The 16,597-nt window shown below is 68.1% G+C and carries 14 protein-coding genes; 7 read left to right on the top strand and 7 right to left on the bottom strand.

What is annotated here, in order from left to right; genetic code table 11:
- Window positions 1–70 precede the first annotated feature (70 nt).
- Genes ABD679_RS15385 through ABD679_RS15375 form a run of 3 tightly spaced genes read left to right on the top strand, consistent with a single transcriptional unit; the run spans window position 71 to window position 3,896 of the window.
- Window positions 71–1,921 carry a CIA30 family protein gene (locus tag ABD679_RS15385; RefSeq protein WP_344760903.1) on the top strand — a complete coding sequence of 617 codons (1,851 nt, stop codon included), beginning with the start codon at window positions 71–73 and terminating at the stop codon, window positions 1,919–1,921.
- A gap of 54 nt (window positions 1,922–1,975) precedes the next feature.
- The gene (locus ABD679_RS15380; RefSeq protein ID WP_425561922.1) at window positions 1,976–3,256 is read left to right on the top strand and encodes a sensor histidine kinase; all 1,281 of its coding nucleotides are present in this window, start codon (window positions 1,976–1,978) and stop codon (window positions 3,254–3,256) included.
- Window positions 3,257–3,293: 37 nt separating this feature from the next.
- On the top strand, window positions 3,294–3,896 hold the full coding sequence (locus ABD679_RS15375) for a response regulator transcription factor (RefSeq protein WP_344760902.1): 603 nt from the start codon (window positions 3,294–3,296) through the stop codon (window positions 3,894–3,896).
- A gap of 102 nt (window positions 3,897–3,998) precedes the next feature.
- Here the strand turns inward: ABD679_RS15375 and ABD679_RS15370 are convergent, their stop codons facing one another.
- The 7 genes from ABD679_RS15370 to ABD679_RS15340 all read right to left on the bottom strand — a co-directional run bounded on the left by ABD679_RS15370 (window position 3,999) and on the right by ABD679_RS15340 (window position 10,608).
- Window positions 3,999–5,384 carry a leucyl aminopeptidase family protein gene (locus ABD679_RS15370; protein ID WP_344760901.1) on the bottom strand — a complete coding sequence of 462 codons (1,386 nt, stop codon included), beginning with the start codon at window positions 5,382–5,384 and terminating at the stop codon, window positions 3,999–4,001.
- Window positions 5,381–6,103: an HAD family hydrolase gene (locus ABD679_RS15365; RefSeq protein WP_344760900.1), complete on the bottom strand. Its 723-nt coding sequence runs from the start codon at window positions 6,101–6,103 to the stop codon at window positions 5,381–5,383. The genes ABD679_RS15370 and ABD679_RS15365 overlap by 4 nt, the downstream gene beginning before the upstream one ends.
- Before the next feature lie 465 nt (window positions 6,104–6,568).
- On the bottom strand, window positions 6,569–7,681 hold the full coding sequence (locus tag ABD679_RS15360) for an AI-2E family transporter (protein ID WP_344760899.1): 1,113 nt from the start codon (window positions 7,679–7,681) through the stop codon (window positions 6,569–6,571).
- A gap of 27 nt (window positions 7,682–7,708) precedes the next feature.
- Window positions 7,709–8,209, bottom strand: coding sequence for a protein sip-5 (locus tag ABD679_RS15355; protein ID WP_344760898.1), 501 nt, complete (start codon window positions 8,207–8,209; stop codon window positions 7,709–7,711).
- A complete protein-coding gene (locus ABD679_RS15350; protein ID WP_344760897.1) occupies window positions 8,206–8,691 on the bottom strand; it encodes a phage holin family protein in 486 nt (161 codons plus the stop codon). Before ABD679_RS15350 ends, ABD679_RS15355 begins: the two co-directional genes overlap by 4 nt.
- A gap of 30 nt (window positions 8,692–8,721) precedes the next feature.
- Entirely contained in the window at window positions 8,722–9,084 is a 363-nt protein-coding gene (locus tag ABD679_RS15345; protein ID WP_344760896.1) for a hypothetical protein, read from the bottom strand.
- 84 nt (window positions 9,085–9,168) lie between these two features.
- Window positions 9,169–10,608 (bottom strand): Do family serine endopeptidase, encoded by a 1,440-nt coding sequence (locus ABD679_RS15340; protein ID WP_344760895.1) that lies wholly within the window; start codon window positions 10,606–10,608, stop codon window positions 9,169–9,171.
- Between the two features lie 608 nt (window positions 10,609–11,216).
- Between ABD679_RS15340 and ABD679_RS15335 the strand changes: the two genes are divergently transcribed.
- The 4 genes from ABD679_RS15335 to ABD679_RS15320 all read left to right on the top strand — a co-directional run bounded on the left by ABD679_RS15335 (window position 11,217) and on the right by ABD679_RS15320 (window position 16,560).
- Window positions 11,217–13,370, top strand: a complete 2,154-nt coding sequence (locus ABD679_RS15335; protein WP_344760894.1) for an adenosylcobalamin-dependent ribonucleoside-diphosphate reductase — start codon at window positions 11,217–11,219, stop codon at window positions 13,368–13,370.
- A gap of 177 nt (window positions 13,371–13,547) precedes the next feature.
- A complete protein-coding gene (locus ABD679_RS15330) occupies window positions 13,548–14,171 on the top strand; it encodes a hypothetical protein (protein WP_344760893.1) in 624 nt (207 codons plus the stop codon).
- A gap of 134 nt (window positions 14,172–14,305) precedes the next feature.
- Window positions 14,306–15,106, top strand: coding sequence for a TSCPD domain-containing protein (locus tag ABD679_RS15325; RefSeq protein WP_344760891.1), 801 nt, complete (start codon window positions 14,306–14,308; stop codon window positions 15,104–15,106).
- Between the two features lie 80 nt (window positions 15,107–15,186).
- Window positions 15,187–16,560 carry a P-loop ATPase, Sll1717 family gene (locus tag ABD679_RS15320; RefSeq protein ID WP_344760890.1) on the top strand — a complete coding sequence of 458 codons (1,374 nt, stop codon included), beginning with the start codon at window positions 15,187–15,189 and terminating at the stop codon, window positions 16,558–16,560.
- Window positions 16,561–16,597: the final 37 nt, after the last annotated feature.

Here is a 16,597-nt window from a genome sequence, read left to right as displayed (position 1 = left end):
GCAGTCGCCGGTCACATCCGCCGCCCGCGCCCGTCGTGTCATGACTCCATTCTCCAAGAGGAATCGACCCATGAAATCCTGGCCCGAACTCACCGCCGCCGCGACCCTCGTCGCCGCGCTCACCGCCGCGGTGCTGGTGCAGGAGCGACCGGCGCCGCAGCAGCCGTCGTCCACGACCGCGGCCGAGCCGGCGCCGCGGGACAACAGCTTCGCGATCCGCGACGTGCGCGTGTTCGACGGAGAGCGCGCGATCGAGCGTGCCAACGTCGTGGTGCGAGACGGCCGCATCGCGGCGGTCGGCGCCGATGCACGGATACCGGAAGGACTGGATGTCGTCGACGGCGCCGGCAAGACCCTGCTGCCGGGCCTGGTCGACGCGCACGTGCACAGCTGGGGCAACGCGCGTTCCGACGCGCTGCGCTTCGGCGTCACCACCGAACTGGACATGCTCGGCGACTGGAACCGCTTGCCGCAGATCGAGCAGCAGCGCGGATCGCTGGCGGGCACCAGCCGGGCCGACCTGTGGTCCGCCGGCGCCGCGGTCACCGCGCCCGGCGGCCACGGCACCCAGTACGGCATGGACGTGCCGACCCTGGCGGCCGACGGCGATGCAGGCGCCTTCGTCGACGCGCGCGTGGCGGAGGGTTCGGACTACATCAAGATCATCGTCGAGGACCTCGGCGCCTACGGCACCGGGATGCGCATGCCGACGCTTGCGCCCGCGCAGGTGGCCGCGGCCATCGACGCCGCGCACCGCAACGACAGGCTGGCGGTGGTGCACGTGTCGGGCAGGGCGCCTGCGATGCAGGCTGTCGAGGCCGGCGCCGACGGCCTGGCACACATCTTCATCGACGCGCCGGTGGACGAGGCATTCGCAAAGGCCGCGCGCAGCCACGACAGCTTCGTGATCCCGACGCTGTCGGTGCTGATGGGCATCGCCGGCTCCGGCGAAGGTGCGAGGCTGGCCGACGACCCGCGCCTGCAGCCGTGGCTTGGAAACGAACAGGTCGCCACCCTGGAGGCCAGCTTCCCGCTGCACGCACGCGATCCGGCGCTGGCGGAACGGCTGCTGGCGTCCGTCGCCGCCCTGCACGCCGCCGGCGTCACCATCCTCGCCGGCACCGACGCCGGCAACCCGGGCACCACGCACGGCGCCAGCATGCACGGTGAGCTGGAGCTGCTCGTGCGCGCCGGCCTGAGCCCGGCCGAGGCGTTGAACGCGGCCACCGCCGCGACCGCGCGCGCCTTCGGCCTCGACGACCGCGGTCGCATCACGCCGGGCCTGCGCGCGGACCTGCTGCTGGTCGAAGGCAATCCGCTGGCCGACATCACCGCCACGCGCGCGATCGATACCGTGTGGAAGAACGGCCATGCAGTCGAGCGCGTGGCCGCCAGTGCCGCCGCGCCGGCCGCGTCCGCGCTGGACGAAACGCTGCTCGCCGACTTCGACGGCGATGCGATCGACGCCGGCGTCGGCATGTGGCAGTCGACCACCGACGCCATCGCCGGCGGTGCGTCCGTGGCCTCGCACGACCTGGTGGCCGGCGGCGCCGACGGCTCGAGCGGCGCGCTGGCGGTGCGCGGCGAGATCAGGCCCGGCTTCGCCTATCCGTGGGCGGGCGCGATCGTCTTCCCCGGCGGCGAGGCGATGCCGGCGCTCGACTTCACCGCGCGCACCGAACTGGTGTTCAAGGTCCGCGGCGACGGCCGCCGCTACAGCGCGATGCTGTTCTCCGGGCCGTCGATGCAGGGCATGCCGAGCATGCAGGCGTTCACCGCGGGAGAGGAATGGTCCGAGGTGCGGCTGCCGCTGGACGGCTTCGCCGGCGCGGACCTGGCGCAGCTGCGCGCGATCGCGTTCGCGGCCGGGAAGCCGGCGGGCGAGTTCGAGTTCTTCCTCGACCATGTGGAATTGCGCTGACACGGCAGGCCGCGCCCGGCCCGCGGCCGTGGCCGCGCTGCCGCCGCGGCGCCGATGCGGCATCATGGCCGCCGGCGCAGGTTGTGGAGGACAAGGGTGAATCCGGGATCGCTCCCCGCATGGCTCAGGCCCGCGCCCGATTCGCGCATCGCCTGCGAGATGCGCCTGGGCAAATCGCCCTGGAACGAGGCCATCCACCTGGCCTGGTCGGTGTGGGTGTTCATCACCCCGCTGTTCTCCGGTGGCTACACGCTGCGCTGGGCCTTGCTGACGCTGGCCACCTATCCGGTGTTCCTGCTGCTGTACGCGCGCTGCCTGCTGGCGCCGCGACGCACGTCGTGGCGTGCGGCGCTGGGCATGGCGCTGCTCAGCATGGCGCTGCTCGCGTGGTATCCGGCGGGCATCAGCTATTTCATCTTCGGCTGCGTGATGCTGCGCATGGGCGGCAAACAGTCCGCCGTGACCTACCTGCTGCAGCTGGCGGCGCTCAACGTCGCCTTCGTCGGACTGGCGTGGTGGATCGGCTATCCGTGGCAGACCATGATCTGGATCCCGGCCATGACGCTGGTCATCGGCATGGTGGTCAACGTCGAGCGCAGCACGCAGGAAAAGGACGCCGCGATCCGGCTCTCGCACGACGAGGTGCGGCGCTTGGCCGCCACCGCCGAGCGCGAGCGCATCGGCCGCGACCTGCATGACCTGCTCGGCCACACGCTGTCGCTGATCACGCTGAAGCTGGAACTGTCGCGCAAGCTGTTCGACCGCGACCCGGCCGCCTCGAAGCGCGAGCTGGAGGACGCCGAGGCCGTCGCCCGCCACGCCCTCGCCGAAGTGCGCAGCGCGGTCACCGGCATCCGCGCGGCGGACCTGGCCGCGGAGCTGGCTTCGGCGCGGCTGATGCTCGAATCCTCCAGCGTGCACCTGGACTACGACGCGCCGCCGGTTGGGCTGTCGCCCGACATCGAGCGCGGCCTGGCGCTGGTGCTGCGTGAAGCGGCCACCAACATCGCCCGCCACGCGCACGCGGGCGCCGCCCGGATCACCTTCGCGCGGGACGGCGACCAGCTGGAGGTGGCGGTGGTCGACGACGGCGTCGGCGGCATCGGTGCGGACGGCAACGGCCTGGTCGGCATGCGCGAACGCATCGCCCGGATGGGCGGCACGCTGGCAATCGAATCGCCGCGCCGGCAGGGCACGCGGCTGCGGCTGCGGCTGCCGCTGATGGCGGCGGGACCGGAGCCGGAAGCGACGCCCGCCGCCGATGCCGATGATGCCGATGATGCCGAAGCCGAAGCGCGCGACCGCCACGCGATCGCCGGCGGGCACGCCACGTGAGCCCGCCACGCATGCCGCCGCAAGCGAGGCTTCGCACGTGATCCGCATCCTGCTCGCCGAGGACCAGGCGATGGTGCGCGGCGCCCTGTCGGCGCTGCTCGGGCTGGAGTCGGACATCGAAGTGCTCGGCGCCGCAGCCGACGGCGAGGCCGCCTGGCGCGAGCTGCAGCGCCTGCAGCCCGACGTGCTGGTCACCGACATCGAGATGCCCGGCCTCACCGGCCTGGAGCTCGCCCAGCGCGTGCAGCGCCACGAGTTGGCGACGAAGGTCGTCATCGTCACCACGTTCGCGCGGGCCGGCTTCCTGCGCCGCGCGCTCGACGCCGGCGTGTCCGGCTACCTGCTCAAGGACGCGCCGGCCGAGGACCTGGCCGAAGCGCTGCGCAAGGTCCACCGCGGCGGCCGCGCGATCGACCCGCAGCTGGCGCTCGACGCCTGGAGCGACGCCGACCCGCTCAACGACCGCGAGCGCCAGGTGCTGCGCCTGGCCGGCGAGGGCAAGTCCGCGAACGACATCGCCGCCCAGCTCAATCTCTCCCACGGCACGGTGCGCAACTACCTGTCCGAGGCGATCGGCAAGCTGGGCGTCGGCAACCGCATCGAGGCCTTCCGGCTGGCGCGGCAGAAGGGCTGGCTGTAGGAGCGGCTTCAGCCGCGAGCTTTTGCTGTTGCCCCTCCCCCTGCCTTCGCAGGGAGTGAGCCAAAGCTCGCGGCTGAAGCCGCTCCTACAAAAACCGGGGCGTCAGGCTACGGCGCCGCGCCGCTTCAGCATCTCGAACGCCGCGCGCAGGCCCTGTGCCTCGCCGCCGCAGGGGCGGCCCGGGCGGTCGCTGTCATTCCATGCGTACACGTCCACGTGCGCCCACTTTTGCGCCGCGGGCACGAAGCGTTCCAGGTACAGCGCCGCGGTGATGCTGCCGGCCATGCGCGTGGAGCTGCCGTTGGCGATGTCGGCGACGTGGCTGGTCAGGTAGCGCAGGTACGGGCGCCACAGCGGCATCCGCCACATCGGGTCGCGCACGCGCGCGGCGGCGGCAAGCCAGGCGTCGGCCAGCGCGTCGTCGTTGCTGTACAGCGCCGGCACGTCCGGGCCCAGCGCGATGCGCGCGGCGCCGGTGAGCGTGGCGAAGTCGAGCAGCAGCGCCGGCGCCAGTTCGCCGGCCAGCGCCAGCGCATCGGCCAGGATCACGCGCCCTTCGGCGTCGGTGTTGTCGATTTCCACGCTCACGCCCTTGCGCGTGGCGACCACTTCGCCGGGGCGGAACGCGTCCGGCCCGATCGCGTTCTCCACCGCCGGCACCAGCAGCGTCAGCCGCAGCGGCAGCTTGCGCGCCATCACCAGTTCGGCCAGCGCCAGTGCGTGTGCGGCGCCGCCCATGTCCTTCTTCATGTTGCGCATGCCGTCGGCGCCCTTGATGTCCAGGCCGCCGGTGTCGAAGCACACGCCCTTGCCGACCAGCACCACGTGTTCGTGCGCATCACTGCCCCAGTCCAGGCGGATCAGCCGCGGCGCGCGGTGCGAGGCGCGACCGACGGCGTGGATCGAGGGGAAGTTCTGTTCCAGCAATTCGTCGCCGACGATGCTTTCGAACTTTGCGCCGTGCCTGTCCGCCATCCCGCGCGCGACGTCCTCCAGCTCCTGCGGTCCCATGTCCTGGGTCGGCGTGTTGACCAGGTCGCGCACGCGCAGGCAGGCGGCGAGGATGTCCGCCACTTCCGGGTCGAGTTCGCCCGCGACCAGCTGCGCCGGCGTGCGCGTCGCGTCGCGGTAGCGGGTGAAGCTGTACGCGCCCAGGCCCCAGCCCAGCTGCAGCGCGCGGCGGGCGTCGTCGTCGAGTTCGCCGCTCAGCTCCCAGTGCCCGGCCGGCAGCGCCCGCGGCGCGTGCGCGTAGGAGAACGGATCGAGCGCGTCGCCGATGCCCAGGACCGCGCCAGCCAGCGCGCCCTCGCTGCCGGGCAGGGTCAGCTGCGAACCGGACGCGGCGTCGAAGCCGTGCGCCCGCATCCACTGCACCAGCGCGGGCGGCTGGCGCGCGTGCCAGGCCTCCAGGCCGTCGCGGTTGACGAAATACAGCGGGCGCAGCGTCAGCGCCGGGTCGCGCTCGGCGAAACCGGTGGGCAGGGTCATGCGTTGGCAGCCTTGGGAAGTGGGGGCGAAGCCGCGTCGAGCCAGTCGGCCAGCGCGGAAAGGGTGTCGAAGTGCAGGTCCGGGCGGATGTCCTCGTGCGGCCAGTCGCGCGATTCGCGATCGATCCAGCAGCTGCGCAGCCCCGCGCGCGCGGCGCCGAGCACGTCCATCTCGATGTGGTCGCCCGCGTGCAGCACCTCGCCCGGCGCGCAGCCCAGCCGCGCGCAGGCGGCGTGGAAGATGCTGGCCTCGGGCTTGGCCGCGCCGTGCTCGCGCGGGCCGAGGTTGAAGCGGAAGTGGTGCCCCAGCCCGATGCGGTCGAGGTCGGCGTTGCCGTTGGTCACCGCCGCCACCGGCACCCGCGCGGCGATGCGTTCGAGCGCATCGATCGCGTCCGGATAGCACTCGACCTGGTTGCGGGCCTCGTAGAACGCCTCGTAGGCGGCATCGGCCAGCGCCGGATCGCCGCCGCTCTCGCGCAGCGCGGCTTCCAGCGTCAGCCGGCGCTGCGCGCCGAGGTCGTGGGCGAGCTGCGGGTTTTCGCTGGACACGCGATCGCGCAGCGCGCGCATTCCTGCAACGGGAAACCGCAGCGCGGTGGCCGGGCTGTGTTCGCGCATCCAGGCGTCGAGCACGCGCTCGATGCGTTCGCCGATGGGCGCGAACGGCCAGAGGGTGTCGTCGAGGTCGAGGGTGATGGCGCGGACGGGAAAGCTCACGGGGGCATTCTACGATGCCGCGCGGCGATGGGCCGGGGCGGGCTCCGGGAGGCGTCCGGCAGCGGCATCAGCTAAAGAAATGAAGCCGCCTTCAGGCGGAAGCTTTTGACTTTCGCTTAAGCCTTTGACCCTTGCTTTTCGCTTGTCGAAGCAACACAGCAAAAGATAGGATCAAGAGCGTTTCGCCCGCTGCGCGGCCGAGTTCATTTCTTTGATAAGCGTCAAAGAAACGAACCAAAGAAAACGCTTTGTGCCCAAGGCAAACCCGGTCAGGCATTGATGAAGGGATTTTTCTACAAGACATCCTTGTCTTGTAGAAAAACGCCGCACATCCATGTGCGGCGCCCTCCGGGTCTCCGGATTTTCGAAACGGTGGCGGGATCTTCAGAAGCGGAACAGCAACGGCAAAAGCAGCAACATCAACACCGCAACCGCAACCGCAACCGCAACCGCAGCGCGCGGCGGCTATTCCAGCAGCCGCGCCCAGCCCTCCAGTCCCTCGATCCGCGCCAGCACCAGCTTCACGCACACCAGCAGCGGCACGGCCAGCAGCAGGCCGATGATTCCCCACAGCCAGCCGAACAGCATCAGCGCCAGGATCAGGATCAGCGGCGACAGCGCCATGTGGCGGCCGAGGATGATCGGGGTGATGAGCTGGCCTTCCAGCGTATGCAGGCCCAGGTAGATCGCCGCCGGCAGCAGCGAGGGGCCGATCTCGTCGTAGGTGATGAAGCCCATCAGCAGCATCAGCACCACGCCGATCAGCGGGCCGACGTAGGGGGCGAAGTTCAGCAGCGCCGCGAGCGTGCCCCACAGCAGCGCCTCGGGCAGTTCCACGCCCAGCCAGTGCAGCGCGCCGGCCAGGATCATGCCGACCGCGGTGTTGATCACGGTGATGGTGAAGACGTAGCGCGAGATCTCGCGCTCGATCGCCTGCAGGATGCCGACGGTGATCTTCTTGCGCTGGCGCGTGGGCAGCAGCGCGATCGCGTTGCGCTGCAGGTTTTCGCCGAAGACCATGAAGAAGAACGTCAGCAGCACCACCGCCAGCACCGAGGCGAGCATCTTCGGCGTCGCGGTCAGCGACTTCCACGGATCGGCGTCCTGGATCGTGACCACCTGCACCTTCGGCGGCTTCCTGTCGCTGGTGGTCACCTGCGCGAAGGTCTGCGCGGCCTGGTTGGCCTGCTGCATCGGCTGCGTCATCTGCTTGATCTTCGGGGCCAGCAGGCGCAGTTCCTTCGGTGCCTGCTGGATCCATTCGCTGGCCGGCACGATCAGCTGCCGGCCCAGCATCACCGCCGCGGCCAGGCCGAACAGGAGCAGCAGCAGCGCGCCGATGAAGCGCGGGATCCAGAGCCTGCGCAGCCCGCGCAGGATGGGGTTGCCGACCAGGGCGAAGAACATCGCCAGCAGGATCGGCAGCAGCAACGCCTGCGCCGCCCACAGCGTGTAGCCGACCGCTAGCGTGGCCAGCACCACCAGCGCAGTCGGGGCGCGCGGGCGCGGCGGCGGGGCGGGAGGCAGGCTTTCGCCGCTGGCGGCGGCGTTCGCGTGGATCGGTTCCTGCGCGTTCAAGCGGGGCCTCGGCGGATGTGGAACCGGTCAGCGTTCGGAGATTTCGGTCGCCGCCTCGGCGGGGGCCGGGCGCGTGTCCCAGGTCGGGTCGGGGCGGCGGCGGTCGCTGCGCGGCAGCGGTGGTTCGGCGGCGTGTTCGGCCTGCGCGGGTGCGGGCGCTTCGCCTGCCGCGGCCTGCGCCGCGCTGGCCGCGTCGCCGGCCTCGTCCGCCGCCTGTTCGGCGTGGTCGCTGGCCGTGTCGGCGGTGGCGGCGGCCACGCTCGACTGCAGCGAGGCCAGCAGGCCCGACAGGGCGCCGACCAGCTGGATCCAGCGGCCGCCCGCGCCGATCTGCTTCAGTGCCCGGCTCGGATCGGCGCGGCCGGTCAGGAACCCCGCGGCCAGGCCGCCGAGGATGATCCGCGTCGGCGTCCAGCTCTCGCGCCAGGTGGCCTTGAGCGCTTTGGCGCGTTCCCCGGTCTGCAGCGCGCGGCCTTCGACCAGCTGCTCGGTGCGCTCGACCCGACGGCGGATCGCCTTGTAGTTCATCGTGCACCCGCCGGGGCGGCGTTGCCGTCTTCATCGTCGTCGTCGTTCTCGTCGCCGATGCCCAGCCGCGCCAGCTGCCGGCGGGTGGCGTGCATGCCCGCGTGGTCGAAGAACACCGACACCCGCCAGATGGCGAAGGCGGTGACGGCCAGGCTCAGCGTCGCGCAGATCGCGAATGCGGCCAGCCACGACAGTCCCAGCGAGTGCAGCAGCGCGGTCAGCACGCCCATCGACAGCAGCCAGGCCGAGGCGCCGAACACGATCGTCACCGCCACCCACGCCAGCGCGCGACCCAGCGCGCTGCGCGCCAGCGCGATGTCGGCCGACACCAGCTTGCGCAGCGCGCGGCCGGTATCGAGCGCCGAGTCCAGCGTCGCCCGGCCGGCGGCGCCGATGCGGCGCACGCTTTCGTCCAGGTGCGGTGGCGTGTCGTCGGTGTCGGCACCCGCCGCGTCGGCGGGCGCATCCTCGCGTGCGGTCACCTGCTTCCCCTTCGCAGCATGGATCGCGGTTTACTTGTCGCCGCTGCGGGCGAGCTTGGCGATGATCCAGCCGGCGGCGAAGGCGACGCCGAACGAGGCGATCGGGCGCTCGCGGATCAGGTCGGCGGCGCTGTCGACCAGGTCGCGGCCCTTGTCCATCAGCTGGTCGACCTGCTCGCGCGCGGCACCGGCGCCTTCCTCCAGCGCAGCGATGCCCGACAGCGCGCCGTCAGCCAGTTCGGATTTCACGTTCGCCTTGCCCAGGCGCACTTCGTCGCCGGCGACGTTGGCCGCGCCGCGGATCGCGTCGCCGGCGTGGCTGGCGGCCTGCTTGAGGTGGTCGCTGGCCTCGCCGAGGTTGCTCTTGAGGTTGTCGGTGTGGGTGGGGTTCATCTGCGGGCTCCGGTAGGTGGACGGACAGTTGCGGGCCATGATGGCCGAAGCCGGGTTGGCGACGCGTGATGCCCCGGCGGCGCGTCAGCGCATCGGCAGCGTGCCCGGGCGGCCGCCGCGCAGGACGCGCAGCACCAGCTGCTGCGGCTCGTTGCCGAGGCTGGCGCGGAAGCCGGGCAGGTCGCTGAACCCGCCGCTGCTGGCCGCCAGCACGATGTCGCCCTTGCGCAGCCCGTTGCGCTCGGCGCGGCTGCCGCGCGCGACCTCGGAGACCAGCACCCCGCTCACGCCGCTGCGGCGCGCGGTTTCGGGCAGCTCGGCGAAGCTGGCGCCGGCCAGGCGCGGGTCGAGGTCCTTGCCTTCCAGTTCGTGCGGCTGCTCGCGCAGGGTCGCCGACAGCTGCAGCGGCTTGCCGTCGCGGCGCACGTCCAGGGTCACCTTCGCGTTCGCCGGCTGCAGGCCCTGGAAGTTGCGCAGCATCTCGCCGTTGTCGATATGCCGGCCGTTGGCGGCCACGATCACGTCGCCCGGCTGCAGGCCCGCGTCCTTGCCGGCCGACTCCGGATACACCCGCGTCACCGCCGCGCCGCGGGCCACGTCCAGCCCCAGCGACTTGGCGATGCGCTCGTCCACGTCCTGGGTCTCGATGCCCAGCGTGCCGCGGCGGACCACGCCGCCGTTGGCCAGCAGCTGCTGCATCACGCCGCTGGCCAGGTCCGAGGGGATCGCGAAGCCCAGGCCGATGTTGCCGGCCATGCTGCCCTGCAGGTTGAAGCTGGCGGTGTTGATGCCGACCAGCTGGCCGTTGAGGTTGACCAGCGCGCCGCCGGAGTTGCCGGGGTTGATCGAGGCGTCGGTCTGGATGAAGTTCTGGAAGCCTACCCCCGGCACGTTGCTGCGGCCCACCGCCGAGACGATGCCCGAGGTGACCGTCTGCCCGAGGCCGAACGGGTTGCCCACCGCGACCACGAAATCGCCCACCCGCAGCGCGTCGCTGTCGGCCAGCGGGATCGCGGTGAGGTTGTCGGCGTGGATCTGCATCAGCGCCACGTCGGTGTCGGGGTCGGAGCCGACGAATTCGGCCTTCACCGTGCGCCCGTCGGCCAGGATCACGGTGACGTCGTCGGCGCCCTCGATCACGTGGTGGTTGGTCAGCACGTAGCCGTTCTTCGCGTCGACGATCACGCCCGAGCCCAGCGACTGGTTGAGCTGCTGCTGGGTCAGCTCGGGGAACATGCGGCGGAAGAACGGATCGTCGCCGAAGGGGCTGACCCGCACCACCTGCCGCGTGCGCACGCTGACCACCGCCGGGGTGACCTTCTCCAGCATCGGCGCCAGCGAGGGCAGCGGCTGCCCGGCCACGGTCGTGGGCAGGGCTGAGATGCCGGGCAGTACCGCCGGCGCCGCGGTCTCGGCATGGGCCGGCTGGTCCAGGCCGCTGCGGATCGCGGTCGCGGCGAAGCCGCCGAAGGCGGCGGCCAGGGTCAGGGCGAGCAGGGTCTTGCGGGTCGATGGAGCGTGCATGGTGTCTTCCGGTGCCGGTTCCGGCGCCGCGTCGGCGCGGGTTGGGGTCCCGGCGCGGCCGGGCGCGTGAGGCGTTCAGTTTCCGCATGGACCCTTGAATTGGCAATGAAGTTCGCCAGCGGCGCGCCCGATAAGCCGATGGCGGCAGCCGGTGGGAGCTGTTCCGGCCGCGGGCGTTTGTCCGGGTCTCCGCGCCCCGAAATCGGCCCCATCTCCCCCTTTCGCGGCCCCCAAACCGCGCCCGGACGGCGGTCACACAATTTCCGCCGGCGGCGGTTGACTTCCCCCTGGGTGCCGGGTAGCTTGGATGCCCGTTCGGCCACAATATGTTGGGGTCGACCAGGAAGGTAAGGCCCAAGCATTGGGGGTTGTGCGGGTTTTCGTGTGAACACGACGCCACGGGGGGTGGTGCGCGATGGGAGCAGGATCGACCGGCAAAGAGCATTGAATCCGGCGCGACGCATGCCTGCGGCGCGGCTTTGCCGTCGCTGCCCCGGGCCCGCCCGATGCGCGACGGAATTGCGCGACAGAAGCGACGAACCAGCCACAAGAACAACAGGCACCGGGATGACCCGGGCCGGCAGAACCAGGAAGGAGATCCAACCAGCATGAGCAGCGTCCGACTCGAGGCCGTGAACAAGAACCAGGACCGCCGGGACATTCCCATGCAGCCGGCCTCGGCCGACATCTGGGACAAGAAGTACCGCCTCAAGACCAAGACCGGTGAAGCGGTGGACGCCGACATCGACGGCACCTACCAGCGCGTGGCCAAGGCCCTGGCCGAGGCCGAGCCCACCGCCGACAAGCGCCAGTACTGGAACGAGCGCTTCCTCTGGGCGCTGCGCCGCGGGGCCATCCCCGCCGGCCGCATCACCTCCAACGCCGGCGCCCTGGAGCACAAGCCCGCCACCAGCACCATCAACTGCACCGTGTCGGGCACCATCGTCGACTCGATGGACGGCATCCTCGAGAAGGTTCACGAGGCCGGCCTGACCCTCAAGGCCGGCTGCGGCATCGGCTACGAGTTTTCCACCCTGCGCCCGCGCGGCGCGTTTGTTGCCGGCGCCGGCGCCTACACCTCCGGGCCGATGTCCTTCATGGATATCTACGACAAGATGTGCTTCACCGTCTCGTCCGCCGGCGGCCGCCGCGGCGCGCAGATGGGCACCTTCGACGTCAGCCACCCGGACGTGAAGGACTTCATCCGCGCCAAGCGCGAGGACGGCCGCCTGCGCCAGTTCAACCTGTCGCTGCTGATCACCGACGGCTTCATGGACGCGGTCAAGCACGACGCCGACTGGCCGCTGGTATTCCCGATCAACGAGAAGGAAGCCGGCGACATCGATCTGGACAGCGCCGACCAGGTGGTCTGGCGCGACTGGCCGCAGCACCAGAACTACATCGTCCGCGACGACGGCCTGGTGGCCTGCAAGGTCTACGGCCACATCAAGGCCCGGCACCTGTGGGACATGATCATGGTCTCGACGTACGACTACGCCGAGCCGGGCTTCATCCTGATCGACCGCGTCAACGAGATGAACAACAACTGGTGGTGCGAGAACATCCGCGCCACCAATCCCTGCGGCGAGCAGCCGCTGCCGCCCTACGGCGCCTGCCTGCTGGGTTCGGTCAACCTGACCAAGTTCGTGCGCAATCCCTTCACCGACCAGGCCACGTTCGACTGGGAGGAATACAAGGAAGTCGTGCGCGTGTTCACCCGCATGCTCGACAACGTGGTCGAGGTCAACGGCCTGCCGCTGGAGCAGCAGCGCAACGAGATCATGCGCAAGCGCCGCCACGGCATGGGCTTTCTCGGCCTGGGCTCCACGGTGACCATGCTGAAGATGAAGTACGGCAGCGCGCAGTCGTGCGAGTTCACCGAGCGCATCGCCCGCGAGATGGCCGTCGCCGGCTGGGAAACCGGCCTGTCGCTGGCCCAGGAAAAGGGCCCGGCGCCGATCATGGGCGAGCAGTTCGAGGTCACCGCCGAGATGCTGCGCAAGCGCCCGGAAATGGCGAAGGACGGCTGGCGCATCGGCCAGAAGATCGAGGGCAAGCTGCTGCACGCGCGCTACAGCCGCTACATGCAGCAGGTCGCCACCGTGGCCCCGGAGCTGGTCGAAGCCCTGGCCGAGACCGGCGCCCGCTTCACCCACCACAGCTCCATCGCCCCCACCGGCACCATCTCGCTGTCGCTGGCCAACAACGCCAGCAACGGCATCGAGCCGTCCTTCGCCCACCACTACAGCCGCAACGTGATCCGCGAGGGCAAGAAGTCGAAGGAAAAGGTCGACGTGTTCTCCTTCGAACTGCTGGCCTACCGCGAGCTGGTCAACGCCAAGGCCATGCCCTTCAGCGACGACCCGGCCGCGAAGCTGCCCGATTACTTCATCTCCGCCGACGACATCACCCCCACCGAGCACGTCGACGTCCAGGCCGCGGCCCAGAAGTGGGTGGACTCGTCCATCTCCAAGACCGCCAACGTCCCCACCGACTACCCGTACGAGGACTTCAAGGACATCTACCGCTACGCCCACGAGAAGGGCCTGAAGGGCTGCACCACCTTCCGCTTCAACCCCGCCGCCTTCCAGGGTGTGCTGGTGAAGGAGGCGGACCTTGCCAACACCACCTACCGCTTCGAGCTCGACGACGGCAGCGTGGTCGAGGTCCCGGGCAACGAGCAGATCGAATACGACGGCGAAATGCACACCGCGGCCAACCTCTTCGACGCGCTGAAAGAGGGCTACTACGGCAAGTTCTGACCCCGGCTCTTCTGCCTCCCCTGCGAAGTCAGGGGAGGGTGCCGCAGGCGCCCCCGCTTCCCGACCGCAAAGCCCGCGACCGCACCCGGCTTATCAACTTGCATACACGCCCCGAACTTCGCGCTACATTTCGCCGGCGGGCGCCCCGCCCGTAACAGACCTGACGAGGGAAACACAATGAGCAACGGCAACGGGGTCACCGCGACCCTTTCCAATGCCGCCGAAGCCGTCGCCGACAAGGCGAAGGAAATCGGCAGCGCCGTGACCAAGCGCGCAAGCAAGGCCGTGAAGTCGGCGAAGAAGACCGCCAAGCAGGCCGAAAAGGCCGTCGGCAAGACCGCCGGCAAGGCGAAGAAGGCCGTGACCAAGCGCGTGTCCAAGGCGAAGAAGTCCCTCGCCTCGGCCAGCGCCGCGGCCAAGGCCGAAGCCGCCACGCTGAAGAAGAAGGGCACCGCCAAGAAGGCGGCTGCCAAGAAGGCTGCCAAGAAGGCGGCAAAGAAGGCCACGAAGAAGGCCACGAAGAAGGCCTCGGCCAGGAAGGCGACCGTCAAGCGCAAGGTCGCCAAGAAGAAGGTCGCCGCGAAGAAGACCGTCCGCAAAGTCGCCAAGAAGGCAGGCGCCAAGAAAGCCGCCGCCAAGCGGACGGTCAAGAAAGCCGCGAAGAAGGTCGCCAGGAAGGCTTCCGCGAAGAAGGCCACCGTCAAGCGCAAGGTCGCCGCGAAGAAGGCCCCGGCGAAGAAGGCTCCGGCAAAGAAGGCCGGCGCCAGGAAAGCAGTCCGCAAGGCCGCAAAGAAGAAGTGATGCTCCAAAAGCCCCTCTCCCGCAAAGCGGGAGAGGGTTTGGGATGAGGGCCTGGCCCTTCGCCTGACCCCATCGCAACACGTCCCATCCGCAACACGCCCGACATAACAAGCACAGCAATCAGGAATCGCGTCATGGCCGTCAAGATCGAAAAGAAAATCACCGGTTACGCCGTCGTCGGCGCCGACGACAAGGACAAGGCCGTCGCCGGCACCTCCGTCGCCCGCGACGCCGCCGAGGCCGACCTGCCCACGGCCGAAGTGATCCAGATGCACGAGCGCATCGAGCGCCCCGAAGTGCTGGTCGGCAGCACCTACAAGATCAAGTCGCCGCTGGTCGAGCACGCCATGTACGTGACCATCAACGACATCGTCCTCAACGCCGGCACCGAGCATGAACAGCGCCGCCCGTTCGAGATCTTCGTCAACTCCAAGTCGATGGAACACTTCCAGTGGATCGTCGCGCTCACCCGCATCATGAGCGCCGTGTTCCGCAAGGGCGGCGACGTCACCTTCCTGGTCGACGAAATGAAGGCGGTGTTCGACCCCAAGGGCGGCTACTTCAAGGCCGGCGGCGTGTACATGCCCTCGCTGGTCGCAGAACTGGGCAGCATCGTCGAGGACCACCTCAAGTCCATCGGCATGATCCACGACCCCGAGATGAGCGCCGCCCAGAAGGCGCTGATCGCCGAGAAGCGCCGCGCCTACGAGCAGCGCTCAAAAAAAAACTCTGACATAGCCGCTCCTGCCCAGGCGCAGGAGCCGATCGACTACACCGCCAACATGGAAGACCCCGCCGAGGACATCGCCGTCACCGGCGACGGCACCAGCTTCCCGCCGTCCGCGAGCATGTGCCACAAGTGCAGCACCAAGGCCGTGGTGATCATGGATGGGTGTGCGACTTGTTTGAATTGTGGTTACAGCAAGTGCGGGTGAGCTAAGCGGCGAGTGGCAACGCAGGGTCAGTCAGTCAATGGTTGGCCTGGCCTTTCTTTTCGAGGTAAGGGCGACTGTCGATGAATATCCTGGATTGGGTTGAGTTCGGAAAGGTTTCTGCGGAGCGGGACGACAATCTATCCTCATACTTCTTCGACAACGGGGTTTTAACCAGCGCTATCGAAAGCCCAACCGCTTTCTTGGTGCTTGGTCGAAAAGGTGCAGGGAAGACGGCCCTTTTTAAGTATCTTGATGAGAATCGAGAAGACTTTCTGAGCGCGGAAGACTTACTTCTTCCGCAATCCTTCGAAGACTACAACTGGAATATTCATTCGATTCTTGCAGATGAAACGAAGGCTGCTTCGATGGTATACAAGCAGTCATGGAAGTTTGTCATCTATGCGGAAACTATTCAGGCGCTTCTGCAGTATTACGAACGAAGTGGGCAGGCTGCCCCAACGAGAATCAGAAACGCAGGGCGGATGCTAGAAAAGCTTTTTGATACTCCAACTCCATCTATCTACCAAGTCGTCGGGCGGAAGATGCTTGAGTTGTCCAAGCTCCGGCTTCCTTCAGCTGGCTTAGATCTCGAGTCAGGAGATCTCAACGGAATATCGGCAGACGCCGGCGAAGTCTCGTTTGAAAGTGTTAAAACGGATGCGACACTCAGGCAGCGTCTTACTGAAAATGTCAACAATATAACTCGCACGCTAGAAGCTGCACTGGAAAGTACAGATGGATGGCCGCGCACGTTCATTTGCTTTGACCGCGTTGACGAAGCGTGGGATGACGCGTCTGTGGATTCGTCTCGGCCCGTTATTGGTGGATTGGTTGCCGCCGCGGATGCAATTAACGCCCAGTTTCATGGGCGACTGCGCCCGCTTATTTTTCTCAGAGAGGACATCTTTGAGACGTTGAGCATCAATGATGCGAACAAGCTTCGAGAGGACTGCGGTGCACTCTTGCACTGGAACAAGACAAGTCTTAACGCGATGATCTTGAAGCGGGTGAACTTCTACGGCGAACAACACGGCGTCGACCCTGTTACGGATCTAGACGCGATGTTCGATAAGGCAGAGATGCGGCAGCGAGCAAAGCCCTTCAATTACATTTTGCGGCGCACGATGATGCGCCCTCGAGATCTAATCTCGATCCTTTCCCGCACCGTGGACGCGATGAGGGAAAAGGCTAATGACCCATTTAAGGACGACGTGTTGGCATTCGATGACTTGGAATGCGACAGCATTTATGCCGCCGAACCTGGATACTCTGAATGGTTGAAACAAGAGTTACTTGATGAGTGGGGTGTGCAGCGCCCCATTATTCGAAAGCTCCTTCAGGCGTTACAGAGCAACGGATCAACGAATGTTACGCGCGAAACGCTTACGAACAGTTTGCGTGCCTTGGATCCTGAGATTCCAGTGACCTGCCCCCCGATTTCCGGGCCAGTCTGAACTTAGTAGAGTCCGTCTCACAAGAGGACGGACATGA

Source organism: Luteimonas lutimaris, assembly GCF_039537065.1.
Taxonomy (GTDB): domain Bacteria; phylum Pseudomonadota; class Gammaproteobacteria; order Xanthomonadales; family Xanthomonadaceae; genus Luteimonas; species Luteimonas lutimaris.
Note: the sequence above shows the minus strand (reverse complement) of the source record. Positions and strands in the feature narration are given on the sequence as shown.